The following is a 19871-nucleotide window of genomic DNA, read 5'->3' as shown; positions in this document are numbered from 1 at the left end:
ACAGTTAGTGTGTCCGAAATTTATTTGCTTACCTCACACACATTTTTCCTTCACAGGAAAGAGCCTGAAAGTTATTTCGATATACCATCAATAAAAAAACTGACTGCATCCATAGCAGTCAGTTTTTTATTATTTTACATAGTTTTCTTTAACAACTGATGCACAACGCTCACATAATGTTTCATGTTCAGCATCTTTACCAATTGTTTCTGAAACTACCCAACAACGTTCGCATGTTTCACCAGTTGCTTGAGAAACGACAACCGCTGTATGCTCATACTTAGGCGCATCTGCTGGAGCTTCTTCCATCATACCACCAAGTTTATATTCAGAAACGATGAATAATTGCTTCAAGTCTTCGCTAATAGACTCTAACATTACTTTCATTTCTGCAGTTGGATAAAGGGTAATGCTCGCATTTAGTGACTTACCAATTACTTTCTCATTACGAGCTACTTCTAACGCTTTTAATACGTCATCACGTAATGTCATAAATGCATCCCATTTCGCTTTTAATGCTTCCGAACCCTCTACTTCTGTAGCTTCCGGCATGTTAGTTAACTGTACGCTTTCTTCTGTTACACCTGGAACATATGGCCATACTTCATCAGCTGTATGAGGTAAGATTGGTGTTACAAGTTTCGTTAATGCAACAAGAACGTCATATAATACAGTTTGAATTGCACGACGATCCGCGTGATTTGCACCTTCAATGTATAAAATGTCTTTTGCAAAGTCTAAGTAGAATGAACTTAGATCAATTGTACAGAAGTTGTGAATAGCATGATATACAGCAGCAAAGTCATATGTTTCATATGCTTCTTTTACTTTTGTAATTAAGTCATTTAACTTCACTAACATGTAACGATCTACTTCACGAAGTTCAGCTACCGCTACTGTGTTTTCACTTGGCTTAAAGTCATCTAAGTTGCCTAATAAGAAACGGAATGTGTTACGGATTTTACGATACACTTCTGCTACTTGTTTTAAAATATCATCTGAAATACGTACGTCAGATTGATAGTCAACAGATGATACCCATAAACGTAAAATATCTCCGCCTAATTGATCCATAATTTTCTTCGGTACGACGATGTTTCCAATCGACTTACTCATTTTACGTCCTTCACCATCTAGTACGAAACCATGGCTTAGTACGCCTTTATATGGAGCTTTACCTGTTACAGCAACTGCTGTTGATAATGAAGAGTTAAACCAACCACGATATTGGTCAGATCCTTCTAAATATAAATCAGCTGGACGTTGTAAGTCATCGCGTTCTTCTAATACCGCTTGGTGAGATGAACCTGAGTCGAACCATACATCCATGATATCTGTTTCTTTACGGAATTCACCATTTGGGCTACCTGGATGTGTAAATCCTTCTGGTAATAGATCTTTCGCTTCACGCTCAAACCATACGTTAGAACCGTGTTCACGGAATAAATCTGCTACATGGTTAATTGTTTCATCTGTAATAATTGGATCACCATTCTCAGCATAGAATACAGGAATTGGCACACCCCATGCACGCTGACGAGAAATACACCAGTCACCACGGTCACGAACCATGTTATGAAGACGAGTTTCGCCCCATGCTGGTACCCATTTCGTTTCCGCAACAGCTTCTAATAACTCTTTACGGAATGCTTCAATAGATGCAAACCACTGTGCTGTCGCACGGAAAATAATTGGTTTTTTCGTTCTCCAATCATGTGGGTATGAATGCGTAATGAATGTTAGTTTCAGTAACGCGCCTACTTCTTCTAATTTTTCTGTAATTGGCTTGTTAGCTTTATCATAGAATAAGCCTTCAAATCCAGGTGCTTCATTTGTTAATACACCTTTATCATCAACTGGGCAAAGTACTTCTAATCCATATTTTTTACCAACAACGAAGTCATCTTCCCCATGTCCTGGTGCTGTATGAACACAACCTGTACCTGCATCTGTTGTTACGTGATCTCCTAGCATAACTAATGAATCACGCTCGTAGAATGGGTGTTTTGCAACTGTATACTCAAGTTCGCTACCTTTTACCGTTTTCACAACTTCAGCTTTTTCCCACTCTAACGTTTTTGCAACTGTCTCAAATAATTCAGAAGCGATAATATATTTCTCGTCATTTACTTTTACAATGCTATATTCAAGCTCTGGATGAACAGAAATACCTAAGTTCGCAGGTAATGTCCAAGGAGTTGTTGTCCAAATGATAAATTTCTCATCACCTTCTAATACGTTCTTTCCGTCTTTTACAGGGAACGCTACATAAATAGATGCTGATTTTTTATCTTGGTATTCAATTTCAGCTTCTGCTAAAGCAGACTCACTTGTTGGAGACCAGTAAACTGGTTTTTGCCCTTTATAGATGTAACCTTTTTTCGCCATATCACCAAACACTTTAATTTGTTGTGCTTCATAAGCTGGCTCTAAAGTAATATATGGATTATCCCAATCTGCACGTACACCTAGGCGCTTAAATTGTTCACGTTGACGTTCTACTTGTTCATATGCATACTCTGCACATAACTTACGGAACTCAGCAACTGTCATTTCTTTACGTTTTACACCTTTATTCGTTAACGCTTGTTCGATTGGTAAACCGTGCGTATCCCAACCTGGAACATATGGTGCACTGAAACCAGTCATTGACTTATAGCGAACAATAAAGTCTTTTAACACTTTATTTAATGCATGTCCCATATGAATGTCACCATTCGCATATGGAGGTCCATCATGCAATACAAATAAAGGACGCCCTTTTGTATGTTCTTGTACTTTTTCATAAATATTCATTTCAGCCCATTTTTCTTGCATTGCAGGCTCACGTTTTGGTAAATTCCCACGCATTGGGAACTCTGTTTTTGGCATCAGTAATGTATTTTTGTACTCCATGCTCAATTCCTCCTTACATGTATAAAAGAAATACTTAAAAAACGGAATAAAAAAGAGACCTTCTCATCCCAAAAAGGGACGAGAAAGTCTCCCGCGGTACCACCCTAGTAGATTCTATACATATGTATAAAACCCTCTTTATATTCTTAACGCGAATACACGCCTACGCTTACTCTATTTGTTCAGCGCGGAACTCCAGGGTGATATTCCCACTAATCTCCTTATCCTGAGCTTACACCGTCCTCAGTTCGCTATATAAGGTTTGAAAAGGTACTTATCCCTATCTTCGTTTTTCTTAATAAATATGTTGTTTAAAATTATATGTAATAATGAGAAAAACGTCAAGCTTACACTGTTTCTTCTTTTTTCAACAGCTCATCTACTTCGTCTTCTAACTCAATTAGTTTATCCCAATCATCGTTGTTTAGCATTTCAAGCTGTGTCTCTAATAACATACGGAAACGAGTTCGGAATACTTTCGCTTGTTTCTTTAGCTCTTCAATATCAAAAGCAACTTTTCTTGATTTTACTAAAGCTTCGTTAATGATACGATCTGCATTTTTTTCAGCTTCACGTACGATTAATTTCGCTTCTTTTTGCGCATTACGTTTTACTTCTTCCGCTGCTTCTTGTGCAACAACGATAGATTTGTTTAACGTATCTTCAATGTTAGAAAAATGATCTAACTTTCCTTCTAATTGCGCAACTTTTTCTTCTAAAGCTTTTTTCTCACGAATGACTAATTCATAATCTTTGATAATTTGATCAAGAAACTCATTTACTTGATCTTCATCATAGCCACGGAATCCGCGACCAAATTCTTTGTTATGAATATCTAATGGTGTTAACGGCACAACGCCACCTCCAAGTAGTTATCTAAATTTCCTCTTTCAATTATATCTTTTCTTCGACAAAATAGGAGGATTTCCTTCTAAAAAACCAATCATTTTAGTATACCATACAAAATTCTCCATTTGTCGCGTTTTGTTCTACCTTCTACAGAAAACAATTTACTTCGCCCATATCCTCTCACCGAAAACACATCTCCTGGATAACATTCATAAGAAGTTTGCTCTACTGTTTTCCAATTGACTTTTACTAAACCATTTTTTATGAAAGGTTGCACTTTCTGTCTGGATATATGTAACATTTCAGCCAACATAACATCTAAGCGAAGTGAAGAAACCGTTCCAGATTTCTCTCCCCACGTTTCATGAGTCTGTAGAATTTGTTCTCCTTGTACTGCTGATAAGGAGACTTTTACTTTCCCTATTGCTTGTAAGTTCATCTCAATGTAAGATACGATTTCTTTCGCAACTACAATTTGGGCACGATTTTCTTGAAGCAAAATATCACCACATTTTTCTCTCGTTAAACCAAGTGACATAAATGTACCTAATATTTGCCTATGTTCTAGCGTATAAAACTTGGAAGGATAGTCAATTTCTAATACTTCTACTTGAAATTCTTCTTCATTTAATTCTAGATAGTCTGGATAAATAAGTGCTCTTTTACGCTCTGCGTAAGGCGTTGCACCGTCAAATTGCACAGCAACATCTCCTTGTCCAATTACCATAGAAACAATTTGTTGCTGTCTTGGATCAAGGAAATCTGTTAGTTTCACTTGATGGTACTCTGCTGCTCGCTTCCACTCTAGCACTTTATCTACAAAGACCTCTTCATCAGGTCTGAAATGTTCGTAAATGCTCATGTATTTAGCCTCTTATTACAAGAAATAGCTGAACAAACTGAACAAACCACTTTTAGCAAGTTTTAACGCAAAAATCGCAACGAGTGGAGAGATATCAATCATACCAAACGGCGGAATAAATCTGCGAAATGGTTCTAAATACGGTTCACAAATACGTGCAAGAAAATCTCCAAAAGTTGATTCCTTTGCACCAGGAAACCATGATAGGAGGATGTAAATGATAAGTGCCCACGAGTAAATCTCGATAGCAGTAAGTAAAACATTTAAAACGGTTGTCATGGCGTATTACCACCTCTTTATATTTGTTTCTTCTTCTTCGCCGAATAATTCTGAAATTGCACCAACAATATCTACATTTTCAGGTGTACACATAAATGTTTTCGGTCCTATTTTTTGAATGTCCCCGCCTATAGCGTATACAGTACCACTTAAAAAGTCAACGATACGTACTGCTTGATCAGTAGACATTCTTTGCAAATTAATTACAACAGCTCGTCTACCTTTCAAATGGTCCGCAATACCTTGCGCTTCCGAATACGTGCGTGGTTCTAATAAAACAACTTTTGAAGATTGCTTTGCCGTTTCAATGCTCACAACATTTTGTTTCGGTTGTGCTTTCGGAAACGTAACATCTTGTTGTTCCGGCGGATCTTGCTGCTTCTTCATATCCGTTTGCTCCTTTTCATAGCTATATTGAGCTGCTTCTTTTTCTTCTGGTGTATCAAAAAAGAAGTATTTTACTTTTGACCAACTCATAATAAGATTCTCCTTCCTTTTACGCTTTTCCTACTAAAATCGTTCCCAAACGAATATATGTAGCACCTTCTTCAATTGCAATCGTGTAATCATTGGACATTCCCATTGATAATTCTTTACATGGCGCATGTAATAGATTTAGCTCCTGCACCTCTATTTGTAGCTTGCGCAAGTCCTTAAAGCAGCGACGAACTTCTTCCTCTTCTTCTGTAAATGGCGCCATCGTCATTAGTCCAACCACTTCAATCTTATCCAATTCTTGCAAACTTTGAATAAAAGAAACTGTTTCTTCTATTGCCAATCCTTGCTTTGATTCTTCAGATGAGGTTTTCACTTGAATAAAGCATTTCACTTTCTTATCAGCACGTTTCTGAATTTCTTTCGCCAGAGAAAGACGATCTAACGAATGTAAATAATCAATTTCATTAATGATTTCTTTTACTTTTCTCGTTTGTAATGAGCCAATAAAGTGCCAATTAACTTTTGAGCCAAAATGCTCGTATTTCTGTAAGAAACCTTCATTTCTATTTTCACCTAAATCGATAATTCCAGCTTCCATTACTTCGTTTGTTTTTTCAATCCCTACAGTTTTTGTAACTGCAACAAGTTTAATATCTTGCAACGAACGTCCAGCTCGTGTGCAAGATTCTTTAATAGCTTCGTTTACAATTATTAAATTTTCTTGTACTGTCACTTGTTTTCTTCCTCCTTAAAACCTATGAAACTCAACATTCTCCCTGTCTTCCCTTGATCACGACGATGAGAGAAAAATAGTTGTTCTTCACAGCTTGTACAAAGAGATGACATTACAATATGCTCTTCTTTTATGCCTGCTTGTACACATAATATACGATTAATTTCTTTTAAATTAATTGCGTACTGTCCATCAGAAATTTTTTTATATGGGACAGAACCGTTTACTACTTGCTGTGCCGCTGTTAACACTCTATCATCAACAACATAACAACAAGATCCGATTGCCGGTCCAATTGCAACATGAATTTCATCACTTGAAATCCCTTCTGCACTCCATTTTTGAATCATTTCATTTGCAATCTCTTTTACAGTCCCTTTCCACCCAGCATGCGCAAGTCCTATCATACCATGTGATGGTGCATAAAAATAGAGTGGGACACAATCCGCGTAACAAGACGTTAAAAGAACATCGTTATTAGTCGTATAAATGCCATCTGTTTTTGAAATGCCATCCTCATATGAATAGACGCCACTTCCTTTTTCTTGTTGTCCTACTTTTTCAACCTGGTGATCATGAACTTGTTCAGAGCAAATCCAGTTTTCCAATGGTTTTTGTAACTTATTTGCTAAAATGCGTCTGTTTTCATGAACGTTCTCCACGATATCATTCACATGTAATCCTAAATTCATCGCATGAAAGGAGCCCGTACTTATCCCACCATCTTTTGTCGTAAATCCAGCAGTAATGTTTCCAAGTTCTTTCCACGCTTGTAAATACAGTATACCGTCCACATATTTAAATGGTTCTCTCATAAAGCGGCTCCTTTTTAATTAAAATAACAGAAAAAAGCATGGTACTTCCTGTCTATTTTACCATACTTTTATTTTTTCATAATACCAACAGAAAAAAAAGAGGAATTTGTAATATTCTTTATGAAATTGTCGTTGTTTGTATTGATTCTGTTACAGAATTAACAGGATTTACTCTTACAAGTATGACATCTTCCCCGATTTTCATAACTTCCTCCCAAGGAACTATAATTTCTACGTCTTTCCCAAAAATCCCAAGCATACGTGCCTGTTTGGAAATAATAATAGAGCAAATCTTCCCTGTATCGATATCAATCTCAATATCTCCAATATTTCCAAGCCTTTTCCCATCTGAAATATTTATAACATCCTTCATCTGTAACTCTGAAATCCGTATCACTCTCATCCTCTCCCTTATATGGCGAATTGGAAGTACACAGACTACTGTATTTCATATTAACAGGAAGTAACCGCTACTAAGGTTCATATTATTTTCATTATATGAACACGACCTCATTGCTATGAACGCAAACTATAATAGTACATATAAAAAGGCCTCACCATAAATGGTGAGACCTTATCCTTGAATCGTTTTATTCATTTGTTTAATAGCCGATTTCTCTAAGCGTGATACTTGAGCTTGAGAAATCCCGATTTCTTCTGCAACTTCCATTTGTGTTTTTCCTTGAAAGAACCGTTTTCGAATAATCATCTTTTCACGATCATTTAAACGCTTCATGCCTTCTTTCAGCGCTAACTCTTCAACCCACTGCTCGTCCTTTTGTTTTTCATCACTTAATTGATCCATAACAAAGATAGGATCTCCCCCATCGTTATAAATCGGCTCAAATAATGACACTGGATCTTGAATCGCATCTAAAGCAAATACAATCTCTTCGTGAGTCACTTCTAGCACTTTTGCAATATCCATTGCTGTTGGTTCTTTTGAATTTTCTGCGATCAATTTTTCTCTTACTTGCAACGCTTTATACGCAATATCTCGTAACGAGCGAGATACGCGAATCGGATTGTTGTCACGCAAATATCTGCGTATTTCTCCAATAATCATCGGCACAGCATACGTTGAAAATTTTACATTTTGGCCTAAATCAAAGTTATCAATGGATTTCATAAGTCCGATGCAACCAACTTGAAATAAATCGTCAACATATTCTCCTCTGTTATTAAATCTTTGGATGACGCTCAATACAAGACGTAAGTTTCCATTCACTAATTTCTCTCTTGCGCTTATCTCTCCACTTTGCATTTCACGAAATAATTTACGCATTTCTTCATTTTTTAGTACTGGAAGTTTTGCTGTATCAACACCGCAAATTTCTACTTTGTTTCTCGTCAAAGTGTTCCCTCCTATCGGGAGTTGCTGTACAGTGTAAAGTATTTCCTTTGAAGGGGATTTTATGCATGTGGTTTTCTCTTCATTTTTCATTTTAATTCCCCCTTCTTCTACAACTAAACAGAATAAGACCAGCCTACATAAAGGCTGGTCTTATTCTTTACACCATTTTATTAAATTCTTTTCGTAACCTTTTTATGATTCTTTTTTCTAAACGTGAAATGTATGACTGTGAAATCCCAAGCATATCCGCCACATCTTTTTGCGTCTTTTCCTCTTCTCCAGCAAGCCCAAATCGAAGCTCCATAATTTGTTTTTCCCGATCATTTAATTGGTGCAATGCTTTCATTAGAAGATGACGATCTACAGTAGCCTCTAAATCTTTTGTAATAATATCATCATCTGTACCTAATACATCTGATAACAACAGTTCATTCCCATCCCAATCAATGTTAAGCGGTTCATCAAAAGACACTTCCGAACGATTTTTATTATTTCGGCGCAAATGCATTAAAATCTCATTTTCTATACAACGAGATGCATATGTTGCTAATTTTATTTTCTTTTCTGGATTAAATGTATTTACCGCTTTAATAAGGCCAATTGTTCCTATACTGATTAAATCTTCAATATTTATCCCTGTATTTTCAAATTTCCTTGCTATATATACAACTAGCCGTAAGTTGCGTTCAATAAGTAATGACCTTGCCGCTTGATCGCCTTTTGGCAATTTATTCAAAAGAACTTCTTCTTCTTCTTTCGTTAACGGCGGTGGCAACGCTTCACTTCCACCAATATAATAAATTTCATCGGTCTTAATTCCTAGTTTCAGCAATACTTTATACCAAAGGTATACTAAATAAAATTTTAATTTCATCATATTATCCCGCCTCTCATAATTAAGCAATTACCATTTTTTGCGAAATCAACATTTTTGGATGTACAATGCATTGATACTCTCCATTGGTAGACAGTTGTTGTGTATTTAACCCAATCAATACTTTGTTTACAACGATTGAACTACCTTCATGATCAACTTGCACACTATCAGGCTTAATTGCCCACAAAAATTGACTCTCTACTCCTACTGCTCGGAAAGGAATTAAGCGTAATTTTGTCGCCCATCCAGAATCTTTTTCTGGTATTTGAGGAATTTCTGTTTTGGAATAAATTTGTTCTGTTAACCAAGATGGCAAACAATGTTCTAATGATGAAATATGCATAATCATTACGGGTGTTTTTGTTAACGGGTCGTAAAGTTGATTCCCACTGTCAATTAAACCTGCTAGTTCCAATTCTTCTTCAGCTAATTGAATTTTCACTTTCACGATTTGGTCATAGTGTATTTTCGTGATTTCTACGCTTTCAATACGCTTTTTAGAAAAATAATAAATTACTGGAAAACCTAAAATAACAAACAACCAACTAATTGGATCACCGTAAGAAATCGATTGAGATTGAACCAATCCATTTACCATCTCATTCGTTTGCAAAAAGAAATGAGTTCCCATTAATCCTCCACCAACCATAAAAGTGACAAAGTAAAAAGTAAAAACAGTTTGTGTATAATTTCTAAACGTTGTAAACCCAAAGGCTGTATACACAATAAGTAACGAGTACAGTAGTTTCATAATCGGATGTGTCATCATAGAAGCAAAAGGAGTAAAGGCAAAAATAACAATGGTGGAACCTATAAATGCCCCTAACACAAGCCTCCATCTTTTGATCTTCTTTTTTAACACGGTAGCTGTTAATAAAAGTAAAAGAAAATCAATGCAGGCGTTTAACAACCAAACAACGTCGGCGTAAACAACCAAACAATTCACCTCTTTTTTTAAGTTGAGACTAGTATAATGCATATCCAATGGGAAAGTGTGTCAATTTGCGGAGGTGTTTTTTTGTTATTTTGTGATTTCTAGACATAATCTGTCGGTAAAAAATAAAAGTATAGTTTCATAGAATGATATGTTTTTATTTTTTACCGACAGATGGGCTGAACTATATGTAACGAAAATTAAAAATCCTGTACTACAACTTTAACGCGCAATTTTAATCAGTAGAATCGGTTCCTTTTAACCCACATAAACCGAGCTTTTACGGGCCGTTAATGCGAGATAAATTTAAATATACAAAATAAAAAAAGACCTGCTCAGCAGGTCTTTTCCATTCAGAAACAAAAAAGGAGCATGAATGCCCCTTTTTTTTATCGTCTACGACGGTTACGTAAAAATGCTGGAATATCGATATCATCTGAATCTGAATGACGCTCATGTACAACCGGCTCTTCACGCTTCATTTCACGTTTTACTTCACGTTGTTTTGAAGGCTGAGCTACTGGTTGTTGCTGTTGTTGCGCGTGATTCGCATTCGGACGAATCATTGGTTTTGGTGGTTGAGTTGCAATACTATCATCAAAACCAGTTGCAATTACAGTTACAATGATATCATCTTTTAATCCTTCATTAATAACAGAACCGAAGATCATATTTACTTCTGGATCCGAAGCTGAAGCTACAATGTCTGCTGCTTCTTGTACTTCGTATAAGCTTAAGTTAGCTCCACCCGTAATATTCATAATAACACCTTGAGCTCCATCAATAGATGTTTCTAGTAATGGACTAGAAATCGCTTTTTTCGCAGCTTCAGCAGCACGATTTTCCCCATTACCAGAACCGATACCCATTAAAGCAGAACCTCTATTAGACATAATTGTTTTTACGTCTGCGAAGTCTAAGTTAATTAGACCTGGTGTAGCAATTAAATCAGAAATACCTTGTACACCTTGACGTAATACGTTATCTGCTTCACGGAACGCTTCTAACATTGGCGTATTTTTATCAACAATCTCTAATAAGCGATCGTTTGGAATTACAATAAGTGTATCTACATTTTCTTTAAATGCCGCAATACCAGACGCAGCTTGTGTTGCACGCTTACGTCCTTCAAACGTAAATGGACGTGTTACAACACCAACTGTTAATGCACCTAGTTCTTTTGCAACTTGAGCAACAACTGGAGCTGCACCAGTTCCAGTTCCGCCGCCCATACCAGCAGTTACGAATACCATATCTGCACCACGAAGTGCTTCTTGGATCTGTTCTTTACTTTCTTCTGCCGCTTTTTTCCCTACTTCAGGGTTTGCGCCTGCACCAAGTCCACGCGTTAATTTTCCACCAATTTGCATTTTTGTTTCAGCTTTTGATAGATTTAACGCTTGTGCATCAGTATTCACAGCGATAAAGTCAACACCTTGTACACCGTGCTCAATCATACGGTTTACAGCATTGTTTCCGCCACCGCCGACACCGATAACTTTTATATTCGCTAATTGATCTTGAGTAGTATCAAACTCTAACATGTCGAAATCCCCCTAGAACCTCATTTTTCGTGTCCAATTTTAATCCCATAAATAACGGAATACACGTTTTACTTTTGACATCATACGGTCATCATTTTGATTATTATTGTTTTGATTACGGGTTTTTTGTTTCGCAGGTTGTTGTTGTACCGGCATTGGTGCTGGTGCTGGTACTGGTTCAAAATGTTCTTGCTTTTCCTGCACATTTTTCCCACGTAATTTAGCTTTTTGATATGAATGTTTAATTAATCCAACTCCACTTGTATATTGGGGCTCACGCACACCAATATAGTCAGGAGTTGCTACACGAACATTTTCATGTAAAATATCATATGCAAGATCAAGAACACCTGGCATAGAAGCTATTCCACCAGTTAGTACATACCCAGAAGCTACTTGCTTTACTCCTAACTTACGTACTTCATCTTGAACAAACATTAAAATTTCCTCTACACGAGCCTCGATAATATCCGATAACTCCAACTGAGAATATTGTTCTGTTTGATCGCTTCCCATAATAGGAACCGTAAACATTTCTTCTTCCGATGCTGTATCATAAAAAGCATGTCCATATTTCAACTTAATTTGATCTGCATTTTCTGTTGAAGTTTTCAACCCAATCGCAATATCCTTCGTTATATGGTCTCCACCTAATGGTAATACGCTTGTCGCTTGTAACTCTCCATCTTTAAAAATAGATAAAGTCGTAGATCCTCCCCCCATATCAACAAGGGCTACTCCTCTATTTTTTTCATCCGAAGATATAGCAACTGTTGCAGCCGCTAAAGGTTGAAGACAAATATCAACAATTTCAAGACCTGCTTTTTCTACACAACGAAGTAAGTTATGTAGTAAGGTTCTCGATCCTGTAATAAGTGTACCTTCCATTTCTAATCTTACACCGATCATTCCACGTGGATCGTTAATCTCGTCAAGACCGTCTACGATGAACTGTCGAGGTACCACATCAATAAACTCACGTTCTGGAGCAATTGACACAACTTGTGCTGCATCTAGAACGCGTAAGACATCTTCATTCCCGATTTCACGATCTTCATTTGAAACAGCGACTACTCCATGACAAGGAAGTAGCTGTACCTGGTTTGCATTGACACCTACTACAACTTGCTCAATGTGGATTCCCACCATGCGCTCAGCTTGTTCAATTGCTTTTTTAATTGATCGAACAGTCTCATCTATATCGACTATCGATCCCTTCTTTAAACCATTCGATTTTACATTTCCAACACCAATAATGTTTAAGCTGTCATTAACCATTTCACCAATGATGACTTTAACATTGGATGTACCGATGTCAAGACTAACATATATTTCATTGCTGTTCATTCTTTGGCACCTCCTTCTTTATTTATACCATACAACTCAATATATGGAACAACAATCGCAACTTTACTATTTATAAGAAAAATATTCAACGTCTTTATACGTTTCCCTTTTTTAACCCTATATTTTTCTTATTTTTATTTAACATTCATTTAAGAATATCGCAGTAACCTGTGAAGAACTGCTTATCTTGAAATAATTTTATTTCAAGTGTAAAAATTACCGCCAAGTATAAGTCTACACTAAGATGTACTCATAGAAAAGTGAAACTTGTACCAATCCTAGTATGAATCTAAGAATTTTTACATATTTTTCATCAAATGAACCATTCTAGTAAATTCGTATGCATATGATAGAACATTCGTTTCTCTTTTTTCTATATTAATGCAGTGAATACTACCGTTCTATTCTTTTTTTTCTTCTACACCTAACTCTTTCGTATATGCACCTACTTCTAAGTCAATTAACACCTTCTTACCTGGCTCAATTGTTTTTAAAATAAGTGGATAAGTTTCCATACGCTTTGCGAAATTTTGAATCGTAGTGCTCACTTCATATCCTTCATTCATATATAAAGTAAGATGGTCTTCATTCGCATTCGTCGGTGAATAACGAATTTCAGAAATAGACCTTAAAATAGTCGGAGTTAACTTTTCTAGTTCAGCAATTAGTCCCTTCATTTTCTCCTCTTTAAAAGGTTCAAAAATTGGTGCTGCAACAGGAAGTTTTCCATTCGGGAGTACATCAAGTGTTTTCCCATTTTCTAATAACGGTTGTAATTTTCCATCTTTGTTTATATAACCAATCGTTACATATTCTTTAATATGAACATCAATTTTGTTTGGAAAACGCTTTTTTACATTTACTGCTTTAATTTCTTTTCGTTTCGTTAAATTTTCTTCCGCTTTATGTGCTGTCACTCGGAAATAACTTGTATCATATGTCACACCTGATTCCTTCATTACTTGGTCATCTGTCATATAATGATTTCCATACACACTTATCTTTTTTATATTACTAAGCGGAGACCGAAAATAAATTAAAAAGAGTACTAATAAAAATAAAATTGATATGTATAAAATCAACCGATGATTAACTTTTTTTTTGTTTTTTTTCTTTTGATTTTTTAATTTTGGTACACGATCTTGTAGTTTAATCACTTTACTATTTTTCATGTACGATCCCCCTATGTAACATAAAGAACGGCATGTTCCTCATGCCGTTCTTATCTTCTTATTATAACATAAATGATAATGAGCGGAATGAATAACCGTTATCTTCCAATGATTTCTACTTCTGTGTGCATTTCTACACCAAATTTATCCTTAATTGTATGCTTTATTAATGAAATCAAATCTAATACATCTTGCGCTGAGGCTCCCCCAGTATTAATAATAAAATTCCCATGCATTTCAGAAATTTGAGCTCCACCTATTTGATAGCCACGAAGCCCAGCTTTCTCTACTAAATCTCCTGCAAAATACGGGATTGGATTCCGAAACACACTTCCAGCACAAGGATGATTCCACGGTTGTGTTTCACGGCGGTAATCTTTATTCTTTTGCATGTTTCTTACGATTTCCTCACGCTCTCCTACCTGTAATTGAAACTCCGCCTCCAAAACAATACCAGGACGTTTCGTTTGCAATACAGATGTACGATATGAAAACTCCATTCCTCTATTCGTTAACCATTCAATTGTTCCGTTTTCAAATAGAATTAGAGCCTTTGACAATATGTTTGATATGTCTGATTTATGTGCTCCAGCATTCATATACACTGCACCACCGACACTCCCTGGAATACCACTTGCAAATTCCAATCCAGCCAACCCTTGGCGACTAAGTAATGTTGACAATTTAATAAGGGGATATCCGCCACCAACTCTTACCCTATGTTTTTCGACCTCTAAGTGGTCTAATCCTTCTCCTAAACGAATAACAACGCCTTCTATCCCTTTATCAGATACAAGAAGGTTTGAACCTCGACCAATTACAGTCCACTTTATTTTATATTTCTTTACTAACTGCAATATTTTCTCAATACCGGCAACATGCTTTGGCACAATTAAAATATCAGCTGGTCCACCTATCTTCATAGTTGTATAACGTGCTAACGGCTCGTTAACTAACACGCGACCAACATTTGCTTCTATAAGCTCATTTACTAATTGTTCCATAGACGCTCTCCCCCAATATTAAGTTTCCTTATTACAGTAATATGCAGGGCGTTCACCTAACGTTATTTTTTCACAAGCTTATTCATTACTCCATACAACTTATTTGCTGCATCAGGAATACCTAGTTGCTTAGCAGCTAGCTTCATATTTTGTAATGTTTGTGTATCTAATAAAATCTCATCAATATCACGAATAAGCGTTTCAGCTGTTAATTCTTTTTCAAGTAACATTTTCGCCGCTCCTTTATCAACAACTGAAAGTGCATTCTTCTCCTGATGGTTATTTGTTACGTACGGACTCGGAATTAACACACTCGGCTTACCTAATGCTGTTAATTCTGCAAGTGTTGTTGCTCCGGCTCTTGAAACAACAAGATCAACGCCAGTTAGTACCTCTGGCATATTATGAATGAAAGGTTTAATAATAACATTATTCGGATTGCCTTTTTCCTTCACAGCATCCATCACTTTGTCATAATGCACTTCACCTGTTACGTACAATACTTCGTAACTTTTATTTCCAAACTGTTCAATCGCTTCTACGAAAGCATCGTTAATCGGTCTAGCTCCGCGACTTCCCCCAAAAATAAGTACGGACTTTTTAGGAAGAGATAGACCAACTGAACGTTTCCCTTTCATTCCGTTTTGATCCATTACCTCTGATGCTCGCGGATTACCTGTCATTACCACTTTTGACTGTGGAAAATGTTCTGTAGCTGCTTCAAAACAAACCGCAACTTTATCAACGTAACGACTTAAAAATTTATTCGTTACACCTGGTACACTATTTTGTTCATGCACAATAGTTGGAATACCTAGTTTTGCTGCCGCATATACAACAGGTCCACATACGTATCCACCCGTTCCAATCACTATATCCGGATTAAAACGACGAATATATCGTTTACTATCTTGTACACCCTTTAGAAAACGCATAACCGTTTTCACATTATCTAACGATATTTTTCGTTTAAATCCACTTATAACAATAGATTGGAACGGAATACCAGCTTTTGGAACGATGGTACTCTCTAATCCATTTTCTGTACCAATGTATAAAAATCTTGCCTCCGGATTTAATTTTTTTATTTCTCTAATTAAAGCAAGAGCTGGATAAATATGGCCTCCAGTACCCCCACCACTTACTAATACTCGCACTACTAATTCCTCCACTTCCCTGTTCTTATTCAATTGTATTTATTTCCATATACATATTGTATTTTCCACACATACGAAAAACCCTGTCTTTTAAACAGGGTTTAATAGCGAGAATGGCGACTTATATTCAATAATACACCTACTGCCATTAACATTAAGGTCAAACTTGATCCACCATAACTTAAAAATGGCAAAGTAATACCCGTAACAGGCATTAGTCCCGTTACAACACCAACATTAATCATTACTTGAATCGCAATCATCGCCACAATACCTACTGCTAAAAACGTACCATATAAATCTGGCGCTCCTAATGCTATACGAATCCCGCGCCATAGTAATAGACTAAATAATAATAACACAAATGAACCGCCAATAAAACCTAATTCCTCGGATAAAATTGCAAATATAAAGTCTGTTTGTGGTTCAGGTAAATAAAGAAATTTTTGTCTACTTTGCCCAAGTCCAAGCCCAAATAAACCACCAGGTCCAATTGCGAGTAACGATTGAATAATTTGAAATCCACTTCCGAGCGGATCCGACCACGGATCTAAATATGATGTGATGCGTTTCATTCGATATGGCGCTGATGCAATTAACCCTACAAATCCTGCTACACCAAGCAAACCAAACATTGCAAAATGAAAGACCCTTGCTCCCGAGATAAATATCATAATAATACATGTCCCAACCATTACCGTTCCCGTACCAAGATCTGGCTGTAACATAATCATCCCAAAAGCAAGAAATACAAAACTAAGAGCAGGTAGTAATCCGCGTTTAAACGATGTAATTAACTTTTGTCGTTCCGCTAAAAATTTCGCTAAAAAAATAATCATCGCGAATTTCATAAACTCTGACGGTTGAATGGAAAATGCACCGATTCCAATCCAACTTCGTGCTCCCCCACGGACAAGACCTACTCCTGGAATTAGAACGAGAATAAGAAGAACGAAACAAACTAGCAAAATTACTTTTGAATATGTCCGCCACACCCAATAATCAATTTTCATGATAAAAAACATAGCCACTACACCAATACTCGCAAACAACAATTGTCTTTTTGCAAAAAAGAATGAATCCCCCATTTTATAAGAGGCCCAAACCGCACTCGCACTATAAACCATAATCATTCCGATTGTTAACAACGCAAGTGTAACGATAATAAGAATATAATCAGGCGTCTTCTTCATTAGCCATGAACACCACCTCTTTAGGCAGAATCTTTTGCCCTATGTAACAAAACATCAGTAGGTGTTAGCCTACTGATGTTTTGATTTACTTTATATAAGTTTATGCACAGCTTGTATAAAAATGTCTCCTCTTTCTTCAAATGTTTTAAATTGATCCCAGCTTGCACATGCTGGGGAAAGAAGAATTACATCGCCCTCCGTAGAATGAGCATAAGCTTTCACTACTGCTTCATCTAAAGTGTCGACACTTTCAATTATATCTAATCCCACTTTTTCTGCTGCTCTTACTAATTTTGGTGCTGTTTGTCCAAATGTTACAAGCGCTTTTACATTTTTGAAATATGGAATTAAATCATCGAATTCATTTCCACGATCAAGCCCACCTGCTAATAACACAATTGGTTGTGTAAACGCAGATAAAGCTTTCTCAGTCGCTAACATATTCGTCGCTTTTGAGTCATTATAAAACTTACGGTTGTTAATAGTTGTTACATATTCTAAACGATGTTTTACACCTGTAAAACGTTTTAACACAACCGTAATAGCTTCATTAGAAACACCTAATAGTTTCGCAATACTCATCGCAGCTAAAATATTCTCTAAATTATGCTGACCAGGTAAAACAATATCGCTTACTTCAACAACTTTTTCATCTTTGAAATAAAGAGCGTTATCTTTTATACACGCACCATCTTCATTTTCTTTCGCTGTCGAGAATAGTATTTTTTGACCTTTACTATAAGCAGATAAAGCCATCACATCTGCATCATCTGCATTTATTACACTATAATCGTTTTCTGTTTGGTTTTTAAAAATATTAGCTTTTGCTAAACCATATTCTTTCTTCGTCCCATGATAATCTAAGTGGGCCTCAAATAAGTTTAAAAACACAGCGATTTTAGGCTGGAACGATTCTACTCCCATCAGTTGGAACGATGAAAGTTCTGTAACTACAACTTCATTCTCTTTTGCATCCTGTGCTACTTCACAAGCTACAGTGCCTATGTTCCCTGCAATAATAGGATGCTTTCGTCCTTCTTTTAGCATTTCAAACGTAAGCATTGTCGTCGTCGTTTTACCGTTAGACCCCGTAATACCAACAAATGGCGCTTCTGAAATACGGTATGCTAATTCAACTTCCGTAACGATTGGAATCTGCTTTTCTTTCGCAGCAACTAATATTGGGTTAGAATACGGAATCCCTGGATTTTTTACTACAAGAGAAATATTTCTCTCTAATAATTCCAAAGGATGCCCCCCGCATACAACGTCCATTCCTTTTGCTTGTAATTCTGCAGCAAGCGTATTTTCTGCTAAAGGCTTTCCGTCATTTACAATAACATTTGCCCCTAATTTTTGTAACAAGGTAGCTGCTGCATAACCACTTTTTGCAATGCCTAATACAAGAATATTTTTATTTTGAAATTCAGTTACAGTTTTCAATTACATCCACACCCCGATATAAATTCCTAACATAGCTAATAAAAATCCTACAGACCAAAACGTCACAACGACGCGCCATTCTGACCAACCACATAATTCATAATGATGGTGTAATGGACTCATTTTAAAGACACGCTTTCCGGTTGTTTTAAACGAAATGACTTGAATAATAACAGATAAAGTTTCCATTACGAATACTCCACCAATAATTACAAGTAACAATTCTTGTTTTAGTAAAATTGCTACAGCTGCGATCGCTCCACCTAAAGCTAAGGAACCCGTATCTCCCATAAATACTTTCGCTGGATTCGCATTGAATACTAAAAATCCAAGTACAGCTCCTACAACTGCCATACAGAATATTGCTACTCCGAATTGCTCTTGTGCCACAGCAATAATACTAAACGCTCCAAATGCAATAGCGGCTGTTCCCGATAATAAACCATCTAAACCGTCAGTTAAGTTAACTGCATTCGACCCACCAATAAGCATAAATAATACAAGAACAAAATACGCCCAGCTTAGTTCAAACTTAACATCCGTTCCTGGAATCATAATGTATGTGTGAAATGCTTGCCCTTTTCCAATTAAAAAGAACGCAATTGCAATAATAAGCTGTCCTAGTAATTTTTGTTTCGATGTTAAACCAAGGTTTCTTTTCTTAACTACCTTTATGTAGTCATCTAAAAAACCAATTAATCCATAACCAAATGTCACCAATAATAGTAACGAAACCTCTGCACGTAAATGATTAAACTTAATTGCCATAATTAAGGTCGTTACCATCATAGATACATATATGACAATACCGCCCATCGTTGGTGTCCCTGATTTTTTTTGATGTGACTTCGGTCCCTCATCACGAATACTCTGTCCGAACTTTAATTTTCTTAAAAATGGAATAAACAGTGGCGAAAGGGCAACAGAAATTAAGAATGCTACCCCTGCCGTTACTAATAAACCTTGCTCAAGCAC

At 36.4% G+C, this 19871-nt stretch carries 19 protein-coding genes and 1 other annotated feature; all 19 genes read right to left on the bottom strand.

Going from position 1 to position 19871, the window contains the following annotated elements; translation table 11 throughout:
• Nucleotides 1-129: 129 nt before the first annotated feature.
• Entirely contained in the window at nt 130-2895 is a 2766-nt protein-coding gene (ileS2, locus tag JDS98_RS17775; RefSeq protein ID WP_000455940.1) for an isoleucine--tRNA ligase, read from the bottom strand.
• Between the two features lie 71 nt (nt 2896-2966).
• Nucleotides 2967-3191, bottom strand: a binding site (T-box leader).
• A 51-nt stretch (nt 3192-3242) separates the two neighbouring features.
• Entirely contained in the window at nt 3243-3749 is a 507-nt protein-coding gene (gene divIVA / locus JDS98_RS17770) for a septum site-determining protein DivIVA (protein WP_001131611.1), read from the bottom strand.
• Nucleotides 3750-3838: 89 nt separating this feature from the next.
• Nucleotides 3839-4606 (bottom strand): YlmH family RNA-binding protein, encoded by a 768-nt coding sequence (locus JDS98_RS17765; RefSeq protein ID WP_098137290.1) that lies wholly within the window; start codon nt 4604-4606, stop codon nt 3839-3841.
• A gap of 15 nt (nt 4607-4621) precedes the next feature.
• Entirely contained in the window at nt 4622-4885 is a 264-nt protein-coding gene (locus JDS98_RS17760) for a YggT family protein (protein WP_000214326.1), read from the bottom strand.
• A gap of 6 nt (nt 4886-4891) precedes the next feature.
• Nucleotides 4892-5362, bottom strand: coding sequence for a cell division protein SepF (locus JDS98_RS17755; RefSeq protein ID WP_000119137.1), 471 nt, complete (start codon nt 5360-5362; stop codon nt 4892-4894).
• Between the two features lie 19 nt (nt 5363-5381).
• The gene (locus tag JDS98_RS17750) at nt 5382-6056 is read right to left on the bottom strand and encodes a YggS family pyridoxal phosphate-dependent enzyme (protein WP_000218001.1); all 675 of its coding nucleotides are present in this window, start codon (nt 6054-6056) and stop codon (nt 5382-5384) included.
• Nucleotides 6053-6871 (bottom strand): peptidoglycan editing factor PgeF, encoded by an 819-nt coding sequence (gene pgeF / locus JDS98_RS17745; protein WP_001209014.1) that lies wholly within the window; start codon nt 6869-6871, stop codon nt 6053-6055. The genes JDS98_RS17750 and pgeF overlap by 4 nt, the downstream gene beginning before the upstream one ends.
• 118 nt (nt 6872-6989) lie before the next feature.
• Nucleotides 6990-7274, bottom strand: coding sequence for a YlmC/YmxH family sporulation protein (locus JDS98_RS17740; RefSeq protein WP_033657297.1), 285 nt, complete (start codon nt 7272-7274; stop codon nt 6990-6992).
• A 171-nt stretch (nt 7275-7445) separates the two neighbouring features.
• Nucleotides 7446-8225: an RNA polymerase sporulation sigma factor SigG gene (gene sigG / locus JDS98_RS17735; RefSeq protein ID WP_000197755.1), complete on the bottom strand. Its 780-nt coding sequence runs from the start codon at nt 8223-8225 to the stop codon at nt 7446-7448.
• A 157-nt stretch (nt 8226-8382) separates the two neighbouring features.
• On the bottom strand, nt 8383-9102 hold the full coding sequence (gene sigE / locus JDS98_RS17730) for an RNA polymerase sporulation sigma factor SigE (RefSeq protein WP_000976947.1): 720 nt from the start codon (nt 9100-9102) through the stop codon (nt 8383-8385).
• A gap of 19 nt (nt 9103-9121) precedes the next feature.
• Nucleotides 9122-10039 carry a sigma-E processing peptidase SpoIIGA gene (gene spoIIGA, locus JDS98_RS17725; RefSeq protein WP_000261990.1) on the bottom strand — a complete coding sequence of 306 codons (918 nt, stop codon included), beginning with the start codon at nt 10037-10039 and terminating at the stop codon, nt 9122-9124.
• A 386-nt stretch (nt 10040-10425) separates the two neighbouring features.
• Nucleotides 10426-11580: a cell division protein FtsZ gene (ftsZ, locus tag JDS98_RS17720; protein WP_000888976.1), complete on the bottom strand. Its 1155-nt coding sequence runs from the start codon at nt 11578-11580 to the stop codon at nt 10426-10428.
• A 39-nt stretch (nt 11581-11619) separates the two neighbouring features.
• Nucleotides 11620-12927, bottom strand: coding sequence for a cell division protein FtsA (ftsA, locus tag JDS98_RS17715; protein ID WP_001087556.1), 1308 nt, complete (start codon nt 12925-12927; stop codon nt 11620-11622).
• Between the two features lie 401 nt (nt 12928-13328).
• Entirely contained in the window at nt 13329-14099 is a 771-nt protein-coding gene (gene divIB / locus JDS98_RS17710) for a cell division protein DivIB (RefSeq protein ID WP_199634165.1), read from the bottom strand.
• A gap of 98 nt (nt 14100-14197) precedes the next feature.
• Nucleotides 14198-15103 (bottom strand): UDP-N-acetylmuramate dehydrogenase, encoded by a 906-nt coding sequence (gene murB, locus JDS98_RS17705; RefSeq protein WP_000437053.1) that lies wholly within the window; start codon nt 15101-15103, stop codon nt 14198-14200.
• A gap of 62 nt (nt 15104-15165) precedes the next feature.
• Nucleotides 15166-16260: an undecaprenyldiphospho-muramoylpentapeptide beta-N-acetylglucosaminyltransferase gene (gene murG, locus JDS98_RS17700; RefSeq protein ID WP_001265419.1), complete on the bottom strand. Its 1095-nt coding sequence runs from the start codon at nt 16258-16260 to the stop codon at nt 15166-15168.
• A 101-nt stretch (nt 16261-16361) separates the two neighbouring features.
• Complete coding sequence (gene spoVE, locus JDS98_RS17695) at nt 16362-17453, bottom strand: stage V sporulation protein E (RefSeq protein ID WP_000753526.1); 1092 nt, start codon at nt 17451-17453, stop codon at nt 16362-16364.
• 90 nt (nt 17454-17543) lie between these two features.
• Entirely contained in the window at nt 17544-18896 is a 1353-nt protein-coding gene (gene murD, locus JDS98_RS17690) for a UDP-N-acetylmuramoyl-L-alanine--D-glutamate ligase (RefSeq protein WP_098137293.1), read from the bottom strand.
• The gene (gene mraY / locus JDS98_RS17685) at nt 18897-19871 is read right to left on the bottom strand and encodes a phospho-N-acetylmuramoyl-pentapeptide-transferase (protein WP_087969781.1); all 975 of its coding nucleotides are present in this window, start codon (nt 19869-19871) and stop codon (nt 18897-18899) included.

The organism is Bacillus cereus group sp. N11 (genome assembly GCF_016483605.1).
In the GTDB taxonomy this organism is placed as follows: Bacteria; Bacillota; Bacilli; order Bacillales; family Bacillaceae_G; genus Bacillus_A; species Bacillus_A toyonensis.
Note: the sequence above shows the minus strand (reverse complement) of the source record. Positions and strands in the feature narration are given on the sequence as shown.